Origin of the sequence: Rhodococcus sp. 06-470-2 (genome assembly GCF_002258235.1) — a bacterium.
Lineage (GTDB): Bacteria > Actinomycetota > Actinomycetes > Mycobacteriales > Mycobacteriaceae > Rhodococcoides.
Genome location: NZ_NOYB01000022.1, coordinates 24,083 through 41,736, shown reverse-complemented (window position 1 = coordinate 41,736; position 17,654 = coordinate 24,083). Strand labels below are relative to the sequence as shown.

Annotated in this window: 17 protein-coding genes and 3 pseudogenes; 15 read left to right on the top strand and 5 right to left on the bottom strand. The window is 60.9% G+C overall.

The features are described from left to right. Positions 1–18 precede the first annotated feature (18 nt). Positions 19–762 (top strand): recombinase, encoded by a 744-nt coding sequence (locus CH276_RS12320; RefSeq protein WP_230591063.1) that lies wholly within the window; start codon positions 19–21, stop codon positions 760–762. Positions 763–899: 137 nt separating this feature from the next. Here the strand turns inward: CH276_RS12320 and CH276_RS12315 are convergent, their stop codons facing one another. Beyond that, positions 900–1,928, bottom strand: a complete 1,029-nt coding sequence (locus CH276_RS12315) for a helix-turn-helix domain-containing protein (RefSeq protein ID WP_052047647.1) — start codon at positions 1,926–1,928, stop codon at positions 900–902. A 109-nt stretch (positions 1,929–2,037) separates the two neighbouring features. Here CH276_RS12315 and CH276_RS12310 point away from each other — a divergent pair, with 109 nt between their 5' ends. From CH276_RS12310 to CH276_RS12285, 6 genes are all read left to right on the top strand, one after another. Next, positions 2,038–2,358 carry a 2Fe-2S iron-sulfur cluster-binding protein gene (locus CH276_RS12310; protein ID WP_024793405.1) on the top strand — a complete coding sequence of 107 codons (321 nt, stop codon included), beginning with the start codon at positions 2,038–2,040 and terminating at the stop codon, positions 2,356–2,358. 24 nt (positions 2,359–2,382) lie between these two features. Then, the gene (locus tag CH276_RS12305; protein WP_032364182.1) at positions 2,383–3,771 is read left to right on the top strand and encodes a cytochrome P450; all 1,389 of its coding nucleotides are present in this window, start codon (positions 2,383–2,385) and stop codon (positions 3,769–3,771) included. Further along, positions 3,768–4,976, top strand: a complete 1,209-nt coding sequence (locus CH276_RS12300) for an NAD(P)/FAD-dependent oxidoreductase (RefSeq protein WP_032370840.1) — start codon at positions 3,768–3,770, stop codon at positions 4,974–4,976. The genes CH276_RS12305 and CH276_RS12300 overlap by 4 nt, the downstream gene beginning before the upstream one ends. Positions 4,977–5,045: 69 nt before the next feature. Further along, entirely contained in the window at positions 5,046–5,786 is a 741-nt protein-coding gene (locus CH276_RS12295; RefSeq protein WP_032370982.1) for a transglutaminase-like domain-containing protein, read from the top strand. A gap of 396 nt (positions 5,787–6,182) precedes the next feature. Then, positions 6,183–7,019 (top strand): SDR family oxidoreductase, encoded by an 837-nt coding sequence (locus CH276_RS12290; RefSeq protein WP_032364247.1) that lies wholly within the window; start codon positions 6,183–6,185, stop codon positions 7,017–7,019. Positions 7,020–7,065: 46 nt separating this feature from the next. Next, the gene (locus CH276_RS12285) at positions 7,066–8,130 is read left to right on the top strand and encodes a BtrH N-terminal domain-containing protein (RefSeq protein ID WP_032382558.1); all 1,065 of its coding nucleotides are present in this window, start codon (positions 7,066–7,068) and stop codon (positions 8,128–8,130) included. Between the two features lie 55 nt (positions 8,131–8,185). Here CH276_RS12285 and CH276_RS28970 read toward each other — a convergent pair. The 4 genes and pseudogenes from CH276_RS28970 to CH276_RS29290 all read right to left on the bottom strand — a co-directional run. Continuing rightward, positions 8,186–8,305: pseudogene (locus CH276_RS28970) on the bottom strand (transposase); the annotation flags it as partial. A 173-nt stretch (positions 8,306–8,478) separates the two neighbouring features. Further along, a pseudogene (locus tag CH276_RS29300) lies at positions 8,479–8,861 on the bottom strand (integrase core domain-containing protein). Beyond that, a pseudogene (locus CH276_RS29295) lies at positions 8,813–9,025 on the bottom strand (IS3 family transposase); the annotation flags it as partial. The pseudogenes CH276_RS29295 and CH276_RS29300, both read right to left, overlap by 49 nt. Positions 9,026–9,365: 340 nt before the next feature. Continuing rightward, positions 9,366–9,647, bottom strand: a complete 282-nt coding sequence (locus CH276_RS29290; RefSeq protein WP_369597430.1) for a transposase — start codon at positions 9,645–9,647, stop codon at positions 9,366–9,368. A gap of 239 nt (positions 9,648–9,886) precedes the next feature. On the opposite strand from CH276_RS29290, the gene CH276_RS12270 reads away from it, so the two are divergent. Genes CH276_RS12270 through CH276_RS12235 form a run of 8 tightly spaced genes read left to right on the top strand, consistent with a single transcriptional unit; the run spans position 9,887 to position 17,597 of the window. Next, a complete protein-coding gene (locus tag CH276_RS12270; RefSeq protein WP_027498258.1) occupies positions 9,887–10,645 on the top strand; it encodes an MlaE family ABC transporter permease in 759 nt (252 codons plus the stop codon). A 10-nt stretch (positions 10,646–10,655) separates the two neighbouring features. Continuing rightward, complete coding sequence (locus tag CH276_RS12265; RefSeq protein ID WP_094629837.1) at positions 10,656–11,519, top strand: ABC transporter permease; 864 nt, start codon at positions 10,656–10,658, stop codon at positions 11,517–11,519. An 8-nt stretch (positions 11,520–11,527) separates the two neighbouring features. Continuing rightward, the gene (locus CH276_RS12260; protein WP_032370846.1) at positions 11,528–12,565 is read left to right on the top strand and encodes an MlaD family protein; all 1,038 of its coding nucleotides are present in this window, start codon (positions 11,528–11,530) and stop codon (positions 12,563–12,565) included. Further along, entirely contained in the window at positions 12,562–13,569 is a 1,008-nt protein-coding gene (locus CH276_RS12255; RefSeq protein WP_032370847.1) for an MlaD family protein, read from the top strand. The genes CH276_RS12260 and CH276_RS12255 overlap by 4 nt, the downstream gene beginning before the upstream one ends. Then, positions 13,566–14,561: an MlaD family protein gene (locus tag CH276_RS12250; RefSeq protein ID WP_032370848.1), complete on the top strand. Its 996-nt coding sequence runs from the start codon at positions 13,566–13,568 to the stop codon at positions 14,559–14,561. The genes CH276_RS12255 and CH276_RS12250 overlap by 4 nt, the downstream gene beginning before the upstream one ends. Continuing rightward, positions 14,555–15,604, top strand: coding sequence for an MlaD family protein (locus tag CH276_RS12245; protein ID WP_094629836.1), 1,050 nt, complete (start codon positions 14,555–14,557; stop codon positions 15,602–15,604). Before CH276_RS12250 ends, CH276_RS12245 begins: the two co-directional genes overlap by 7 nt. Beyond that, complete coding sequence (locus tag CH276_RS12240; RefSeq protein WP_032370850.1) at positions 15,604–16,641, top strand: MlaD family protein; 1,038 nt, start codon at positions 15,604–15,606, stop codon at positions 16,639–16,641. The genes CH276_RS12245 and CH276_RS12240 overlap by 1 nt, the downstream gene beginning before the upstream one ends. Next, positions 16,638–17,597 carry an MlaD family protein gene (locus CH276_RS12235; RefSeq protein ID WP_230593002.1) on the top strand — a complete coding sequence of 320 codons (960 nt, stop codon included), beginning with the start codon at positions 16,638–16,640 and terminating at the stop codon, positions 17,595–17,597. The genes CH276_RS12240 and CH276_RS12235 overlap by 4 nt, the downstream gene beginning before the upstream one ends. The last annotated feature ends 57 nt before the right edge of the window (positions 17,598–17,654 follow it).

Genomic DNA, 17,654 nt, shown 5'->3' with positions numbered 1-17,654 from the left:
CTGCAGGAGGTGGCAGCCGTGATCGGCGGAATCATCGCCCGACTCCCCGAATACGGTTGGCCGTCAGCGTTGTTCGCGCGCAGAGACGCGCTGATCCTCACGCTCGCTACGACAGGTCTGCCGTACACGCAGATCGCGGCCCTGCGGGCATGCGATGTCACCGCCGATGCGGGTCTCGACGCCCTTCGCATCGAGACAGGCCGCGGCGTTCATACCCTCACCTCCCTCGCGCTGGCGGGGACGGGCATTTCTCCGCGCACGGTGTACCAGCGCTGGTGTGAGGTGCTCGGCCATCAGGCCCGGTATCCGAGCACCCGAATGCTCGCCGACGCTTTCGATGCCGTGGACGGCACCGGGCTCGGCGGATACGACCGGTATTTCGACCCGGCCGGTCAACATCCGCTGTCGACTGCGATCGACCGGTGGGGCCACACCCCGTTGGCTGCGACCCCGCTGACCGCCCGTGCGGTAGCGGGCATCGTGCGAATGCACTGGGACGGAAGGGCACCCACCCACCTGCAGCCCACTGCGCGGTCACAACATCCGGAGCAGATCGCGGCACCGGATCCAGTACCGCGGGTTCTACTCGACCCCGGCTACTACGAACGCGGAACGCTTGCGCGTAGACACGCCCACGGTCTTCTCGACGACGTGGACTCTGTCCTGGCCGATGTCGAAACCCGCGCGGACAGCCTGTTGGAAGCTCTCGTCGACTTTCTCGAATCGGAGACCGCACGCGTGCCGGCCGACACCGTCGAGTGACTAGTGGTTGGTACTCGGGTTTGCACACACTCTTCTTCTCACGGCAGGGAGGCGGTGACGTCTCAGAAATCTCCGAGATGAAGATCGATCAGGCCGCGAACGAACGAGGCATCGATCTCGACCCCGTTCTGCGGGGTCTACGTCGAATCCGGGTCGTCTGAGAGTCGGGGATTTCGGAAATCTTTCGGAGAGCGTCCGGTCCAGCGTTTGAAGGCGTGAGAGAAGTTGGCGAGGTCGCTGTATCCGAGTTCGGTAGCGATCTCGCTGACCGAAACCGATCGGTCGAGGAGCCGTAGCATCGCGCGCTCGTACAGCAGCGAGTGGCGCACCTTGCTATAGGTGGTTCCTTCTTCGGCAAGCCGCCGTTTCAACGTGCTACTCGACATCGACAATGCTTGTGCAACATCATGGTTGGTTCGCTGTCCGAGGTCCTTTTCCAACTGTTGCCTCACCTTCTCGGCGGATGACATGGACCCACTCCGCTGGGCGAGTGTTCGCTGCAGATCAGCGATAGCGAGACGATATGCGAGGGGGTCCGAGAAGCGACAAGCCTTGTTGAGGGTCTCCTCGGGTACGTGGACGAAGGAAATCGGAGCGTCGAAGAACCGGCGATTCGCCCCCGGACCTTCGTCGTGGCTCACCTCGGCCGGCTCCGGCCAGCTCAGATGGAGTGTCACCGGCGATATGTCACCGGCGAGCATGTCCAGCAGTCGTAGTAACGCCGACCCACCGTAGGTGATGACCAAGCAGTCCAGTGCGGAATCGCCTGTGTGCGCAGTGAGCCCGACGATCAGACCGTAGTCGCCGGTGTGGAACTGCGACTTCAACGCCGTGGAGATCAATGGTAGGTATGTCAGGAGATCGACGATCTCGGCGACCGAACCAGCGCTGATCAAAGGTGAACTCAGAGGCCCGAACGATGTCAACTGGGCCTGCTCGGCAAACGCAAATCCGAGTCGAGTGGCCTGGGCGATATCGAGTTCGGGATAGACCTCCCGAAACCACCGTATCGGTGCCTGAACGTCATGCTGAATGAGCGTCGCTTCACTGGTTCCTTCGCGGTGCATGATCACACGAAGCCGCGCGGCGGCGTCAGGGTCGAGTGCGCGGCGTTCGAGCAACTGAACGAACGCAAGCGGTGGCACGCCCTCGTCGCTCAGCTTCACGGTGACCCCTTTGACCCGAATTCACAAGTTTATGACTCCACCGAACATAGCCGTCACCCGCGTTTGCGACGACACTTTCGTCAATCACGCCGGAAAACGAGGAGTTGACATGGCAGCTGTAATTTTCGTCGCCCACGATGGTGAGAAGCACGAGGCGGCTCTGGTCGAAGGTCGCTCGCTGATGCAGATTGCAACCGACAATGCTGTGCCGGGGATCGATGGAGACTGTGGGGGCGAAACGGCCTGTGGCACCTGCCATGTGATCGTCGACCCGCAGTGGTCAGGAGAGGTGGGTCTGTCCGGCGCCGACGAGGAGGAGATGCTGGCGATGAACCCCGAGCGTGAACCCACGTCTCGGTTGTCGTGCCAGATGGTGGCCTCGGAAGCGTGGGATGGCCTGATCGTTCGAACACCTGAATTCCAATTGTGATGTGCGAAAGGCAGGCACGACAGCATGAAAGTTTCTGAGTCGATCGCCGACAAGGTCCAGTCGACCATCCCGATAGGGCTGCAGATCCAGGGCGCTCATTTGTACGACAAGACCCGACGGTGGGTGACTGGCACGAATGGCAAGAAGATCTTCGTCGAAAGTCCCATCCCACCGGTCGAGGATGTCGAGCTCGCCGACATCGACCTCAGTAACCCCTTTCTTTACAGACAAGGGCGGTGGCAGTCGTACTTCGAGCGCGTGCGGAACGAGGCACCGGTGCACTACCAACCCAATAGTCCGTTCGGCCCGTTCTGGTCGGTCACGCGCCATGCCGATATCGTGGCCGTCGACAAGAATCACGCTGTGTTCTCGGCCGAACCGTTCATCGTCATCGGCGTTCCGCCCCGGTTTCTCGATATCGAGATGTTCATCGCGATGGACCCACCACACCACGACAAGCAGCGCGCTGCCGTCCAGGGGGTTGTCGCACCGAAGAACCTCCGGGAGATGGAGGGACTGATCCGATCGCGCGTACGGGAGGTATTGGACGACCTCCCCTTGAACGAGCCGTTCGACTGGGTGCAGAATGTCTCGATCGAGTTGACAGCTCGGATGCTCGCAACTCTTCTGGATTTCCCCTACGAACAACGCCGCAAACTCGTCTACTGGTCCGATTTGGCAACCTCGATGGAGCAAGCCAACGGTGGGCCCTCGGACAACGACGAGGTGTTCGAAGGCATGCGTGACATGGCCCGTGGCCTCAGCGCTCTCTGGCATGACAAAGCAGCCAGGAGGTCTGCAGGGGAAGAGTCCGGTTTCGATCTGATCACCATGTTGCAGAGCAACGAGGACACCAAGGATCTGATCGATCGTCCGATGGAATTTCTGGGCAACCTCGTCCTGCTGATCGTCGGTGGCAACGACACCACGCGAAACTCGATGAGCGGTGGCGTTCTTGCGTTGAACCAATTCCCCGACCAGTTCGAGAAATTGAAGGCCAATCCCGATTTGATCCCCAACATGAACTCGGAAATCATCCGATGGCAAACACCCTTGGCGTACATGCGCCGAATCGCCAAAGCCGACACCGTTCTGAACGGACAATTCATCCGCAAGGGTGACAAATTGGTGATGTGGTATGCCTCGGGTAACCGCGACGAACGCGTTTTCGAGAATCCTGATGATTTCATCATCGATCGTGCCAATGCGCGCAATCACATCGCGTTCGGATTCGGTGTGCACCGGTGTATGGGCAATCGGCTGGCCGAAATGCAGCTGCGGATTCTGTGGGAGGAGTTGCTTCCCCGCTTCGAGAACATCGAGGTCGTCGGCGACCCCGAGTATGTTCAGTCGAATTTCGTGCGGGGCATCAGCAAGATGATGGTGCGCCTGACGCCTACTTCCAGCGTATGACATCGCAACGGGCGATCATCGTCGGCGCAAGCCATGCTGGGGCACAACTGGCAGCTAGTTTGCGCCAAGAAGGTTGGACAGGCGACATCGTCCTCATCGGTAACGAGTCTGCCGCTCCCTATCAACGCCCCCCGCTGTCGAAGGCATACCTGGCGGGCAAATGCGTACTCGACGATATCGCCATTCGCAGCACGGACTTCTACTCCAAGCAAGGTATTCAGCTCCTGAACGCGCAGGTGGAGACCATCGTTCGGTCGGAAGGCAACGTCGTTCTCGACACCGGGGAGAAGCTGGCCTACGACAAGCTCGCGCTGTGCACGGGAGCCCGCCCTCGTCGGCTCACCGTTCCCGGGGCCGATCTCCACGGGGTCTACTACCTGCGCACCGCAGCGGACGTCGAGAGGATCCGTATGGCCACCGGCCCTGGCCAGCGGGTGGTGATCGTCGGAGGCGGCTACATCGGACTCGAGACAGCGGCATCGCTGCGCGCACTGGGCGTACAGGTCACAGTCCTCGAGGCAACTGGGCGTGTGCTCGAGCGGGTCACTGCTCCCGAGGTATCGACGTTCTTCGAGCGGATACATCGCGAACAGGGAGTCGACATCAGAACGAACGCGATGGTTCAGGGCCTGTCCGGTGACCGTGAGGTTCGTGAAATCACCTTGGCCAGCGGAGAATCGATCCCCGCAGATCTGGTCATCGTCGGTGTCGGCGTCGAGCCGAACACCGACCTCGCCGCCGATGCGGGTCTTGTCATCGACAACGGCATCGTGATCGACGATCACACTCGGACCAACGACCCCGACATCATGGCGGCGGGGGACTGCGCGAGCCACGACATGGCCCGTTACGGCCGTCGACTACGGTTGGAGTCCGTCTCGAGCGCAGGAGAGCAGGCCAAAGTCGCTGCGTCGACCGCCTGCGGGAAGTCCAGAAAAATCGAAGCGTTGCCGTGGTTCTGGTCGGATCAGTATCACTTCAAGCTGCAGATCGCCGGCCTCAACACTGGATACGACGAAGTGGTTCTCAGCGGTGACCCCACCCGCGACAGTGATTTCAGTTGCTTCTATCTCCAGGCCGGTGAGCTCATTGCCGCCGACTGCATAGGTCGCCCGCGCGAGTTCATGTACAGCAAACGGGTGATCGCCCAGCGACTCCCCGTCCAACGCGAAGACCTGATGCTCGGCGGACTCGCGCGCAACTGACCGATCCTTCGGTCGTTGTGCACACAACAGCAACCGGTTTGCTCAGAGAAGGGAACATCAGCGATGACCATGACAGACCGCCCGCCCGGAGCACATACTACGCAGCCACCACACGCATACCTGGGAGCAACGGACTTCCTCGACATCGAGCACGAATCCGTGCGGGCGTTCACCGCCGCGGCAATCGGAGATGCGAGCAGCGACCGTGACAAGGCCAGACGCCTCTTCGCCGCCGTCCGCGACCGAATCTGGTACGACCCATACACCGTGTCGGACGATCCGGCCCACTATCGAGCGAGCTTCGTCCTCGAGGCCGGGCGCGCTTACTGCGTCCCGAAGGCGGTGCTGTTGACCGCAGTGTGCCGGGCGGCGGGTATCCCAGCACTGCTCGGCTTCGCCGACGTCCGAAATCACCTGCAGACCGAGACGTTGCGCACGCTGATGGGCGGCACCGACCTGTTCGTCTACCACGGCTACAGTCGCCTCTACATCGAGGGCCGGTGGTTGAAGGCCACGCCGGCATTCAATGTCGAGTTGTGCGCTCGTTTCGGCGTGCCGCCAGTGGAATTCGACGGCGATCGCGATGCTCTCATGCATGCCTTCACCGCAGACGGAGCCCAGCACATGGAGTATGTCCGCGAGCGAGGAGTCTTCGACGACCTACCCTTGAACGCGATCTTGACGGTGCTTCGGCACGCCTACGGCCCCACGATCTTCACGGGCGCTCACCCACTCGATGATGTTTTCACCGGCCGCACCCGGCCGGACGAAACTCCCGGGGATCGAAACCTTCCGCGGGAGTCTCGATGAACACAAGCGGTGAGAACATACGCGCCGAACCCCGTATCGCGGCCGACTGCCGATCGGTCGGAGCTCTCTCCGCGAACAATCGCGATCGTGAACACTCGGACCGCCTCGGACACCTTCGAATCGGGTGAGCCGATACCTGCTGGCAGAGCTGTGCCACATGACTGTCTCGTCGCCGCGGCCGTGGTAAGGCCGACACCGGAAGTTGCACCGAACAGACGAGACTCGCTCTGCCGCTGGAATTGCGGCTGCGGGCGATGAACGACCGATCCGAACGCCTCCCCGGGCACGAGACGACGCGCGATACCCATATCCCTCTCCCGTGTGCGCAGCCGCTACCGCGAGAGCGGGCCGACAGGCGTCTACCGATGTCTCTCATCTATGCAAGGAGCGCAGCAGATGACAAACAACGCACCTCACACCCCCGCCAGGACCGTGGCGATCACAGGTGGAGCTCGCGGCATCGGCTATCAGACAGCGAAGGAGTTGATTCGACGAGGCCACCGGGTCGCCATCGGCGACATCGACGAGGCACGTGCGAAGGAGGCCGCCGCCGAACTCGGGGTGAAGGTCGTCACCCGACTCGACGTCACCGAACCTGACTCGTTCACAACGTTTCTGGACCTGGTCGAACGTGAACTCGGACCCCTCGACATCCTGATCAACAACGCGGGCATCATGCCTACCGGCCACGCCCACGAAGAGGACGATGCAGTAACCCGGCGTCAAGTCGAGATCAACGTCCTGGGTGTCATCTTCGGGACCAAACTGGCTCTTCAGCGCATGCTGCCGCGCCGCACCGGACACATCATCAACACTGCGTCATTGGCCGGCGAGCTCGCGGTACCTGGTTTGGCGACCTACTGCGCTACCAAGTTCGCAGTCATCGGATTCACAGAGGCCGCACGACTGGAGTACCGCAAGTCAGGGGTTCGACTGTCCACAGTCCGCCCGACGTTCACCAACACCGAACTCGTCGCCGGAACCGCCGGCGCAAAGGGATTACGCAACGCCGAGCCGGAGGAAATCGCCCGCGCGACAGCAGATCTGATCGAGAATCCACGCCCCTTCGTCCGCGTCACCCGTCTCGCAGGCGCAATGGTCGCGGCGGTGAAATTCGTCCCCCGGCGGCTGGCGACCGGACTGGGTGCGGCCCTGAACACAGATTCGGTGTTCCTCGCGGACGTCGACATGACTGCTCGCCGAACGTATCTCGACAGAATCCAGAACAGCTGAGCATGCCGACACGCGCGCTCGACCAACCACCCGAAAGGCAGCCACAGTGACCCCCACGACTCTGATCGAGAACTATCCCCACCGGATGGGAGGGCACTGCGGGTCAGGTGCAATGCGAGACCTTCTCCAGTGGCACGGTCTGGGATGGGACGGACCACCCGACGAGGGGTTGGTGTTCGCACTGGGTGGTGATCTCGGTTTGTCCTACCTGCGATCGGACGACCTGGTCCCACCGATGTACCTGGTCGGCCGCGGTGCCGACTTCGAGATCGACTTACCGCGCAGGCTCGGCGGACAAGTCGAGGTTCTCACGACCGACGATCCCGGTGAGGGATGGTCATGGGTTCGCGACGACATCGATGCGGGAAGACCCAGTCTGGTCTGGGCCGATATCGCTGAGCTGCCCTACTTACGGGTGAAACTGCAGATGAGTCGCCACGACATCGTGGTGATCGGCTACGACGAGATCGGGGGGACTGCCTCGGTCGTCGACAACGATCGGGCCGACGTGCAGAAGATCCCGCTCGACGCGCTGGCTCGGGCGCGATCTTCCACCTCGTTCCCGCAACCGACACGTCACTGCACGTACCGAATCACGTGGCCGCAGACACTGCCGCCCGTGTCGACTGCCGCGGCCGCGGCCTTCGCCCGATCCGCCGCCAGCATGCACGCCCCATCGACACCGGGAATAGCCGACCACATACCAGCAGCCGGTGCCGACGGTTTGGCCGCGGTCGACCAGCTGGCAACCGACGTCAAGAGCTGGGTCGACCTTCCGCCCGATGACCTCGAGACGCTGCTGTTCAGTCTCGGTATCTTCATCGAAAAGGCCGGAACCGGAGGCGGGCTCTTTCGTCGGCTTCTCGCCGACGGCTGTACCGAGATTGCACGTCTGACCGGTGATCCCGCTACCGCAGACCTCGCGGTGGCCGCCGATCACTGCGCCCAGGCCTGGACCGAAACTGCCCGCGCCGGAACACAACGCGGTCTCGATGTACGAACACGCGCAGCTGCGGTGGCCGTGTCGGCTGCCAGACTGTCGGAACTCGAGCTGATCCTGGTGGAGTCCCTGGAGTCTGCTTCACGCTCGCTGTCCGCCATCACGAGATGATGCCCACCGTCGTTCGATGGCGCGCGGTACACGGGGCGCATCGCACTGTGCTGCAGCTGTCGTCGCCGACACCGTACGCCCTGGCGACCTCACTGATCGGCTTGGAAGAGTCGATGACCTCTCGGCACAGTTCGTCTTTGAACTCGGTGCTGAAAGATCGACGCGATCTGCTCATGCTTGTAGATCCCTATTCCAAGCGGGTCTAGTGTCCGAATCCCTGGGCCGATCAGATCACGACGCCAGCCACTGGGCTGCGGGGTGGATGACCCTCATCTGCAACCTCGCCGACGTTTTCAACGCTCGACGAGGCGACCTTGGCAGGTCCCCGATAAGTCGGGCCACCGTGTTCTAGATCCACGGTGTAGTTGATTCAGCGACCTCGCAGCCCTCGACCGGTTGGTGGTTGTGGGTGCATCGGGCAGCGTACGCCCCCGCAAGCGGGAGGGACCCCCAGGGCGGCGTGAGGTATCCGAGTGATGAGTGCCGGTGTCGATGGTTGTGGTGGTCTTTGAAGTCCTCGATCACCACCCTCGCTTCGAGCAAGCTCGTCCAGTGATTGCGGTTGAGGCCCTCCGTAGTCGATTGTTGACGGATTCGATGTGTCCGTTGTTCCACGGCGTCCCCGGCTGGATGTAGGAGATACCGACACGGTCGCGCAGAAATGTTGCAGCACATGGGAAATGAACTCCGGACCGTTGTCCATCCGCAGCACTTGCGGCGGCCCGTCCCACAGCACGAACGTCTTGTCGAGCTCGCCGGTCAGCCGCTGTGCGGTGATCGACCGCTCTACGATATTCAAGAGGGACTGCCGGGTGTGTTCGTCGATCATCGACGCGATCTTGATCGCCTTACCATCGACGGTCGAATCGAACTGAGAGTCCTTAGCCCACAACACTTTCGGGGCATCGGCTTCGACCTGCGGTCATGAACTGATGCCGGCGCGTTTGCGGGGATGGTAGATTCGAACCTGCAGACCCTCCTTCCAGAGCCGGTGGACCTTCTTCTTGTTCACCGACAAGCCCCTCGTCGTGCCTCAGATGCGCCCAGGCGCGGCGGAAGCCGTGCAGTGGATGCGAGCCTGCGTACGTCCGCAACGCGGCCCTCAGGGCTGCGTCGGCGATCGGTGTTCGTGCGTAGGTGGAGCGGGTAAGCCCAACAGCTTCGCACGCCCAGTCGTTTCGACAGACTCATGGTGTACACGAGCATGTCGACAGCGCTGCGCTTGGCGGCTGGGCTCAGAATCTTCCCTTCGCTACCTCCCGCAGTGCATCTTTCTCCAGCTCGGCCTTGGCGAGCAACCGTTTGAGCTTGCCGTTCTGCTCGCGCAACTCTTTGAGTTCCTTCGCGGCATCGGTGTCCATCCCGCCGTACTGACGCCGCCAGTTGTACAACGTCGCCGCCGACACCTCGAGCGCCGCCGCGATCTCCTCCTGCGTCTTGCCCGCAGCGGTCAGTTCGTCGGCACTGCGCAGCTTGCGCACGATGTCCTCGACAGAGTTGCGTTTCCGTCCAGCCATGTTTTCCATCGTCCTATCCGCCCAGCTCATGGGCAACAAGGCTCTAAATCGAGATGGCTCCGTTCACTTGGGGACACGCCAACCTGTCAGCTGATTAATCCGACGGAAGTTCCCGAAACCATGTATCAGGTACTGCACGTACCTGATACTGTGCGAACACCTTATCGCGACGAGCTGCGCAGACAGAAGAGGAGACCGGTATCTATACAGAAATTGCTGGTCGAGCGACAGCCAGTCTTGTGACCTTTGGAAATTCGATTGCCCTCGCCGGCCAGGCACTGCGGTGGGCCGTGCGCGATATTGTCACCGGACGGTTTCCGTTTCGGGAGTTTGTCACACAGACGTGGTTCGTCATCACCGTAACGACGTTGCCAGCGATCCTGGTCGCGATTCCGTTTGGCGTCATCGTCTCGGTGCAGGTCGGAAGTCTAACCCAGCAGGTCGGGGCCACATCTATCGCCGGAGCCGCCGGTGGACTCGGGATCATTCAGCAGGGGGCACCGATCGTCACCGCGCTCCTGCTCGGTGGTGCGGCAGGGTCGGCCATCGCCTCTGACCTTGGCGCACGCACCGTCCGTGAAGAAATCGATGCCATGGAGACGCTCGGACTAAATTCGACACGTCGACTCGTCGCACCTCGATTCGTCGCGGTTCTCATCGTCGCTCCGATGTTATGCATGCTCATCGTGTTTACCGGTCTCGTGGCCGGCTACATCCTTAGCGTCAACGTCCAGGGCATCACGCCGGGGAGCTACGTCGCATCGTTCGCATCGTTCGCATCATCGGCGGACATCCTTGTAGCGCTGATCAAGTCAGTGGTGTTCGGTCTCGTGGTCGTGACAATCGCGTGTCATCGGGGCCTGTCCACGAAAGGTGGCCCCAAAGGTGTGGCCACATCTGTCAACGCCACCGTGGTCCTAGGGGTAGTGGCGTGCTTCGTCATCAACGTGTTCATCACCCAACTGACCATCATGTTCGTCCCGCAGACCATCGGATGACGGAGAACACGTGACCGCAGTACCATCCACCCGTTATACTTTTGTTACTCGTCCGATCGTGCGTGCTGTGACACCCCTCGCTGAGGTCCCCGCGCAGCTCGGGCACATTACAACATTCACCATCGACACCGTCGCCGGAATTCGGCACGTCGCAACCACCTATCGACGACAGACGTTTTTATTCATACAGGAGTTTGCCTGGGGACGAGGCGCTGTACTGGTCGGCGGGGGTACCGCGATCGTGCTTGTGATTCTCGGAATGGCTGTCGGGGCGTCCATCGGCATCCAGGGCTACGCCTCGCTAGACCTGGTCGGGATGGGGTCTCTTACGGGATTCATTTCGTCATACGCCAACACTCGAGAGTTGGCACCGATGATCGCCGCGATCGGCTTCGCAGCCCAGGCCGGCTGTCGCCTCACTGCGGAAATAGGTTCGATGCGTATCGCCGAAGAGATCGATGCGCTCGAGTCGATGGCGGTGCGGCCGATTCCGTACATCGTCAGCACGCGTGTAGTCGCGGCGATCACTACCATCATCCCCCTCTACATCGTAACGCTGATACTCAGTTTCGGCGCGGCCAAGCTGGTCGTCATCCTTCTACACGGCCAGTCGGCTGGCACCTATGACTTCTATTTCGATGCGTTCCTCAAACCGCAGGATTTGGCTTTCTCAGTCATCAAGGTCCTCGTTTTCGTGGTGTCGGTCGTCATCATCCACAGCTACCAGGGTTACTACGCCAGCGGCGGGGCAGAAGGCGTCGGCCGCGCGTCTGGTCGAGCGATCCGCAGCAGTCTCATCATCATCGTCGTGGAGGACATGATCTTAACCCTGTTGATGTGGGGTTTCGATTCGGGCGTCCAGATTTCGGGCTAGGAGTTCAAGTGGCTGTATTTCAAGATCCATCAGGACGCGCGCCCTCACTGGCGAACTTGACCCTGCGCGGGATCGGGGTTCTCGTCGTAGTGACGGTTGCCGGCTATCTTCTGGCGGGCAACGCGACCGGAAAATATGAAGACAACACGACAGTGACGATCACCACCGACGCGGTTGGTGACGGGTTGAAGGGCGGATCGGAGGTGAAGTATCGGGGCTTCACGGTGGGCAAGGTGTCCTCGGTGTCGGGGCGCGACCAAAGTGTAAATGTGAAAATCGAGCTCACCGGAGTGAACGACGACATCCGGTTGCGTCAGGGCATGGCCGTGAATTACACGTCCGCCAGCGCGCTGGGGCCGACGGCACTGGAGATTGTGGACCCCGGGCGGGGAGTCCTCATCCGTGATGGCGGCAGCGTCTATGTGAGCAAGCTGCAGTCCGAACACACTTCGGTATCGACCCTGATTCGAAAACTCTCGAAGCTGGTCGATGCTCTCGATCAGCCGGCGTTCAATTCTGTGGTGAAGTTTGTCGTCGATGATTCCCAAACGTTTGCCGATGCCGGCCAGCTCATGTTCCAGATCGCGCAGCTCACTCGGGACGTTCAACAGCGGCCAGTGGGCCAGGATTTGGCGATCGCGGCAGACCTGTCCCAGGGCGTTGCCGACTTCATGACGCCGTTCGTTCCGGGCATCCTCATAAACGTCGACGTCGCTGACTTCTTCGCCACCGACGAGGCCATCAAACAGGCCACAGGCAACCTCAACAGCACCGGCGAGGTTCTGTTCGGGGGACTGGGAGGACTGTTGAGCGAAAACTACCCGGCGTTGAGTTCGGTACTGGACGTCGGCCTCGATCTGGCGAGGCCGGTCGCCAGATCGGCATCGGGACTCGCGCAGACCATTTACACCATCCCGCAGATCCTGGACAGCATCGACAACGCCACGCCGCAAGTCGGCGAGCGAGTACAACTTCAGGTCGCCCTGGTAGTGCAGACGTCACCTGCGCTGCAGAGCGCGCTTGCAGCAGGAGGACCAAGAAGATGAAGCTCAAGTCGTTAATTCCCACCATCGTCAAGATCGTCGCGTTCGCCGCAGTCATCGGCGTTCTCACCTACGTGATCATCGCCATCCTCGAACCCAGCTCGGACGGAGCGAGTTCTGAACGGTCTGCGGTCTTCTCCGATGCATCTGGGCTCAAGCCTCGCGACGGTGTGCGTTTGGCGGGAGTAAAGGTCGGTTATGTGACGGCGATCGGCCTGAAAGGGCCCACCGCGGTCGTTCATTTCCAACTGAACAACGACGTCGCGATCACGTCGAGCACTACCGCCGCCGTGCGTTATCAGAATCTTCTCGGACAGCGATATGTCGAATTGATCGGTGCGGCACAGGGAAAGACACAGGGGGCGGCGCTTACACAGGTGGCGCTCGACAAGACCGTTCCCTCATTTGATGTGTCCACCTTGTTCAACGGGTTCAAGCCGGTGTTCGACACGCTTAACGCCGACGAGATCAATGAACTGCAGTCCAACTTGTTGCGCGTTGCTCAAGGTGATGGGAGGGGTATATCGCCTGTTCTGGAGCAGGTCGCCAACATCACCGCCTACGGGGACCAGCGGTCTGAGATCATCACGAATATTGTGACGAGCCTCGGCCAGGTCTCCGACCAACTCGAAGGCCGCTCGGCGCAGCTGGTCGAACTCGTCGACCAGCTGGGATCGATCGTCGACGCCTTCAGCCGCGTGAGTGACCGGTTGCGGGAGTCGCTGGGCGAGGTCAACCGGTCCATGGAGAAAACTGTCATCGCCGGGGAGCAACTTGAGTCAACGTACGACCAGAGTTTCGCGACGATCTATCAGCGTCTGGCGCGAGAACCCGGGGAGTTGGAGGGGCTACTGAATGGCGCGGTACTGCTCAAGCCCCTTATGGACTCGCTGAACGCTTCGACGAATTCCACGCCGACTGAGGCACGATGTTCGAAAGGCCTTCTGCCCCTGCCGGATACAGCTACGATTGCGCTTATGGGGCAACGATTGGTGGTGTGTAAGTGAGGTTGTTCAGTCGAAATCGACCGCATCACCAGTCCGAACGCAGACGCGACCTCATCGTCGCCGCTGTGGTGGTGGTGACCGTGGTGGTCGGTCTGGTAATCGCCGGGACCGTGTATATCGCACCGCCCGGCCAAAAGGTGTACTCGGCGCAACTGGTCAACACCGGAGGGCTGGAGTCGGGTGATCAGGTGCGTATAGCGGGGATAAGACAGGGAACGGTGTCGTCGGTGGACCTCGCGGGAACGTTTATCACAGTCGAATTTCGACTCGACGACTCAGTGCCAGTCCGTTCGGATGCCACCGCAGCGGTTCGCCTGATCACGCCGATCGGCGGGCGAGTTCTGGATCTGGACCCAGGGTCAGGACCGACCTCGCTGTCGGGGGCGATCCCCCTTGTTCAGACATCGAGTACTTACGACATTTCGGACACGCTCGAGACGACGACGCCGGTGTTCCGCGATGTAAAGGGCGTCGATCTCCGTCAGACTGCGTCGCTGCTGCAGAATGCGTTCTCCGACGGCAACACAAACATTCCCGACGCACTGAGGAACACCAGCAGTTTGATGGAACTCTTAGAGCGACAGTACGGTCAGCTCGACAAAGCGGTCGCTCTATCCGATGAATACGTCAACGCTTTCGCCGATCAAAAACAGGTGCTGGTCGACTTTCTCCGTCAACTCAGCTTCCTTGCCAGTACGCTGGGACCTGATATCGAGAACGTCCGCGGCGGGTTCGACCTTCTCAGTCGTCTGTTCAAACTTCTCACGAGGCCGCTCGTGGCTTACAGCGATGGAATCGAACCGTCTGTCCAACAATACAAGACGCTCCTCGACAAGGTGTCGTCAGAGCTGCCAGGCTACTCCGATGCCCTGGCCCAGGTTGATCAGATCACTCAGCGCCTCGGCGTCCTCCTCCAGGCGCCGGTCGGTGCGTCGACTACCACAGAACCAGAGGTTCGTGTGTGCATTCCGAGTGGTGACGACAAATGTTGACTACATGGATCCGAAGACTGTTGCTCCTGATCGCCGTGGTGGTTGTGGTGGTCGCTAGTGTGGAAAGAGGGGGGAGGGTGTCCGACGACACGCGCTCCCTGTGTGCCGAGTTCACCGACGCATCGGGCCTCTTCGAAGGCAACACAGTAGCCATGCTCGGCAAGAAGATAGGCAGCGTCGTCGGGGTGCACCAGAATAGTGATCAGTCCGGTGTAAGGATCGAAATGCGGATCGACAAGAGCGTTCCGCTGCCCGCCGACGTCGGCGCGACTCTGGTGTCGACATCCATCGTGACCGAACGTCAAATCGAGTTCACCAAGCCGTACTCTGATGGAGCCCGATACGAGACGGATCAGTGCATTCCGTTGAGTAAGACGAGAACCCCGCTGGGAATCAGTCAGACGCTCGACTCGATCAGCAACTTGTCCGAGGACCTGGTCAAGGACAACGGCAGGAACACCGACGCGATCTTGCAGTCCCTCGAGCTCGTCTCCCGCAATCTAGAAGGAACGCAGGGTGACGTGGCCGGGATCATCAAGGACTCAGCCACGCTCATCAACGACCCGGCAAAGCGGGATATGCAGATTCGCAGCATCGTCGGGAACCTCGCCGCACTGACGGGGGTGGCAACCGAGAACGACAAAGAGGTGACCGCCCTCTTCGACAACTTCGTAGGTGCCATCGAGGTCATCATCGCGTTCGGCCAGACCTTCGGCGCGGCAGTCGAGTACGCGGGGACGTTCGTTCCGATCCTCTCGAGGTTCGCAACAGATTTCGGTCCCCCGATATTCGCGATCGGTGATGCTGCCGTTCCGCTCATCGCCGACATGGGAGAGCAGCCGGACATGGTGGTAGCGATCGCAGCCCGCACGGCAGACCTCATCGTGAAACACCCCGATGCCAAGTCAATTGTGCAGGCGTTCGCAGTGTCGCTGCCTTTGCGAAGCCTGGTCGGTGGCTGCGCCGCGCCGGTGGCAAACGGAGTCTGCGGGTCCAGCGATGTATCGAGGACGATCGCAGGGATGATGGGGGGAGGGGCCTGATGATCTCGGTAAATCGCGCATGCCTCGGACCCATGGTGGTCGCACTGATGGCAACGATAGTTTTCGTGACATCGTGTGGGATCAACGCCGACAATCCGCCGACGATAGCGACCTCCGACGCGGACGGTTACGACATCCAGATGGAGTTCACCAGCGCACTCAACTTGCCGGCCCTCGCAAAAGTTCTCTCGGGGGGAATCAGCGTCGGGTTCGTCGAAGATGTCACGTACGAGAACGGGCATGCGGTCGTGAAAGCTCGCATCGACAACACGACTCAGCTGCCGGGCGAATCGCGGGCTGAGCTACGTCAGGACACTCTCCTTGGTGAGATCTACGTTGCCATCCTTCCCCCAGCCGAGCCGTCGACGGGTGCCTTGCTGCGGTCGGGTTCGGTGATCCCGTTGGCACGGACCGAGCCGGCAGCAAATGTCGAGGACGTCATGCGCGGGATGTCGAATGTTCTCGGCGGCGGTGAGCTCGACAAGATCCACACCGCGATCTCGACATTGAACACCACGTTCCCCAAGGACTTGCAGCAATTCGACGCCCTGTATCAGACAACGCTGGAGACCGTCTCGGAGGTCTCCTCGAATACCGACAAACTCGACGTAGTGTTGAGGTCGGCTGATCAGACTCTGAAAGTGATCTTGGACGATCCGTCGGGAATCGACCGGATGCTGACCAAGGGCGGACGCAACTTTTCTGGCCTCGGCTACTCCCTGATCGAGGTCGCGTTACTCATCGCCAACTTGCGTGATTTCGCTGTGTCCGCGGGCAGGATCGTGGATCCGGAGTACTTACGGATCAAGGAGTCAGTGGCCGGGATCGCCCCGGTGATCGATTCGATCGCCAACTCCGACATCTACTCGAAGTCCGTCACGGAGCAGGCAACGAGCGTCATCCGCGACAAACTCATTCCATTCGTGCGGTCGCCCGACATCAACCTCTCGGACATCTCCATCGATGGTCGGGACCTAGCGCGGCGTGACGCCGAATCCTTCATAACCGTGTTGAGATCAATCGGAATGATGCCGTGAACCGCAGCAGCACGCTCATATCGATACTGGCTCTCGCCGTCGTGTTCGTCGTAGGGCTCGGCTACCTCGTCGTCGGCGTGGCACACATCAACCCCACCCGCTCCGAGTACTCGTTAACCGCCATCATCGACAGCTCAGGCGGTCTGCTGGACACATCGCCGGTGATGGTGCGGGGGGTACCCGTCGGAAAGGTGTCCTCGATCAACGTCGCGGATTCGGCAATTAAGGTCGAGATGACGATCGATTCCGACCACAAGATCCCCCAGGACAGCGAGATGTCTATCCAGAATCTGTCGCTCGCGGGGGAACAGTACATCAACTTCGTGCCCGCGGGCACGGCAACCGGTGGGTACTTCGATAACGGAGACGTGGTGCCCGCGGACGCGGTGCACGTGTCGCAATCGGTTCCCCAGGTGTTGCCAAAGTTGGCTGCAGTGGCAGATGGGCTCGACCCGGAATCGATCGAGTCCATCAACAAGACCGTCGCCGAGGCCGTCGCCGGACGGCAGGACGACCTCGACACGATCGGCGACATGATGCACCGTGTAGTCGATTTCGTCGGCAAAGATGGGTCCGTCCGGGTGACCGCGGACAACGCCGAGTTCCTGCTCGGCCTCTTGTCCAATGCCGGGGACGTCCTCACTACGGCATCTGTACGCACCCCTGACGCCGTGAACGGGCTGGCGCGGATTCAACGGGCGTTCATCAGGTTCACAACCACCTCGTACGACAAGTGGCCTCCCGTGTTGAAGCTTGTGGAAAAGCTCAACGGCTATATTCAGATCCTGCAGCCGGATCTGCTGACGATCACCCGGGCGGTGAAACCGGCGACCGAGAAAGTTGCCGACACATACGTCGACTTCGGGTCGATCGGCGACCTCCTCGGCCGAACTTTCCCGGCGTCGCGACCAGGTCGCGCCGAGGTCCCCGTCACCGTGTCGCCGCCACTACGGTGACGCCCCGTCCGCAAGCGACTGTCACCGTAAGTACACAGAAGGTCCCACATGACAAAT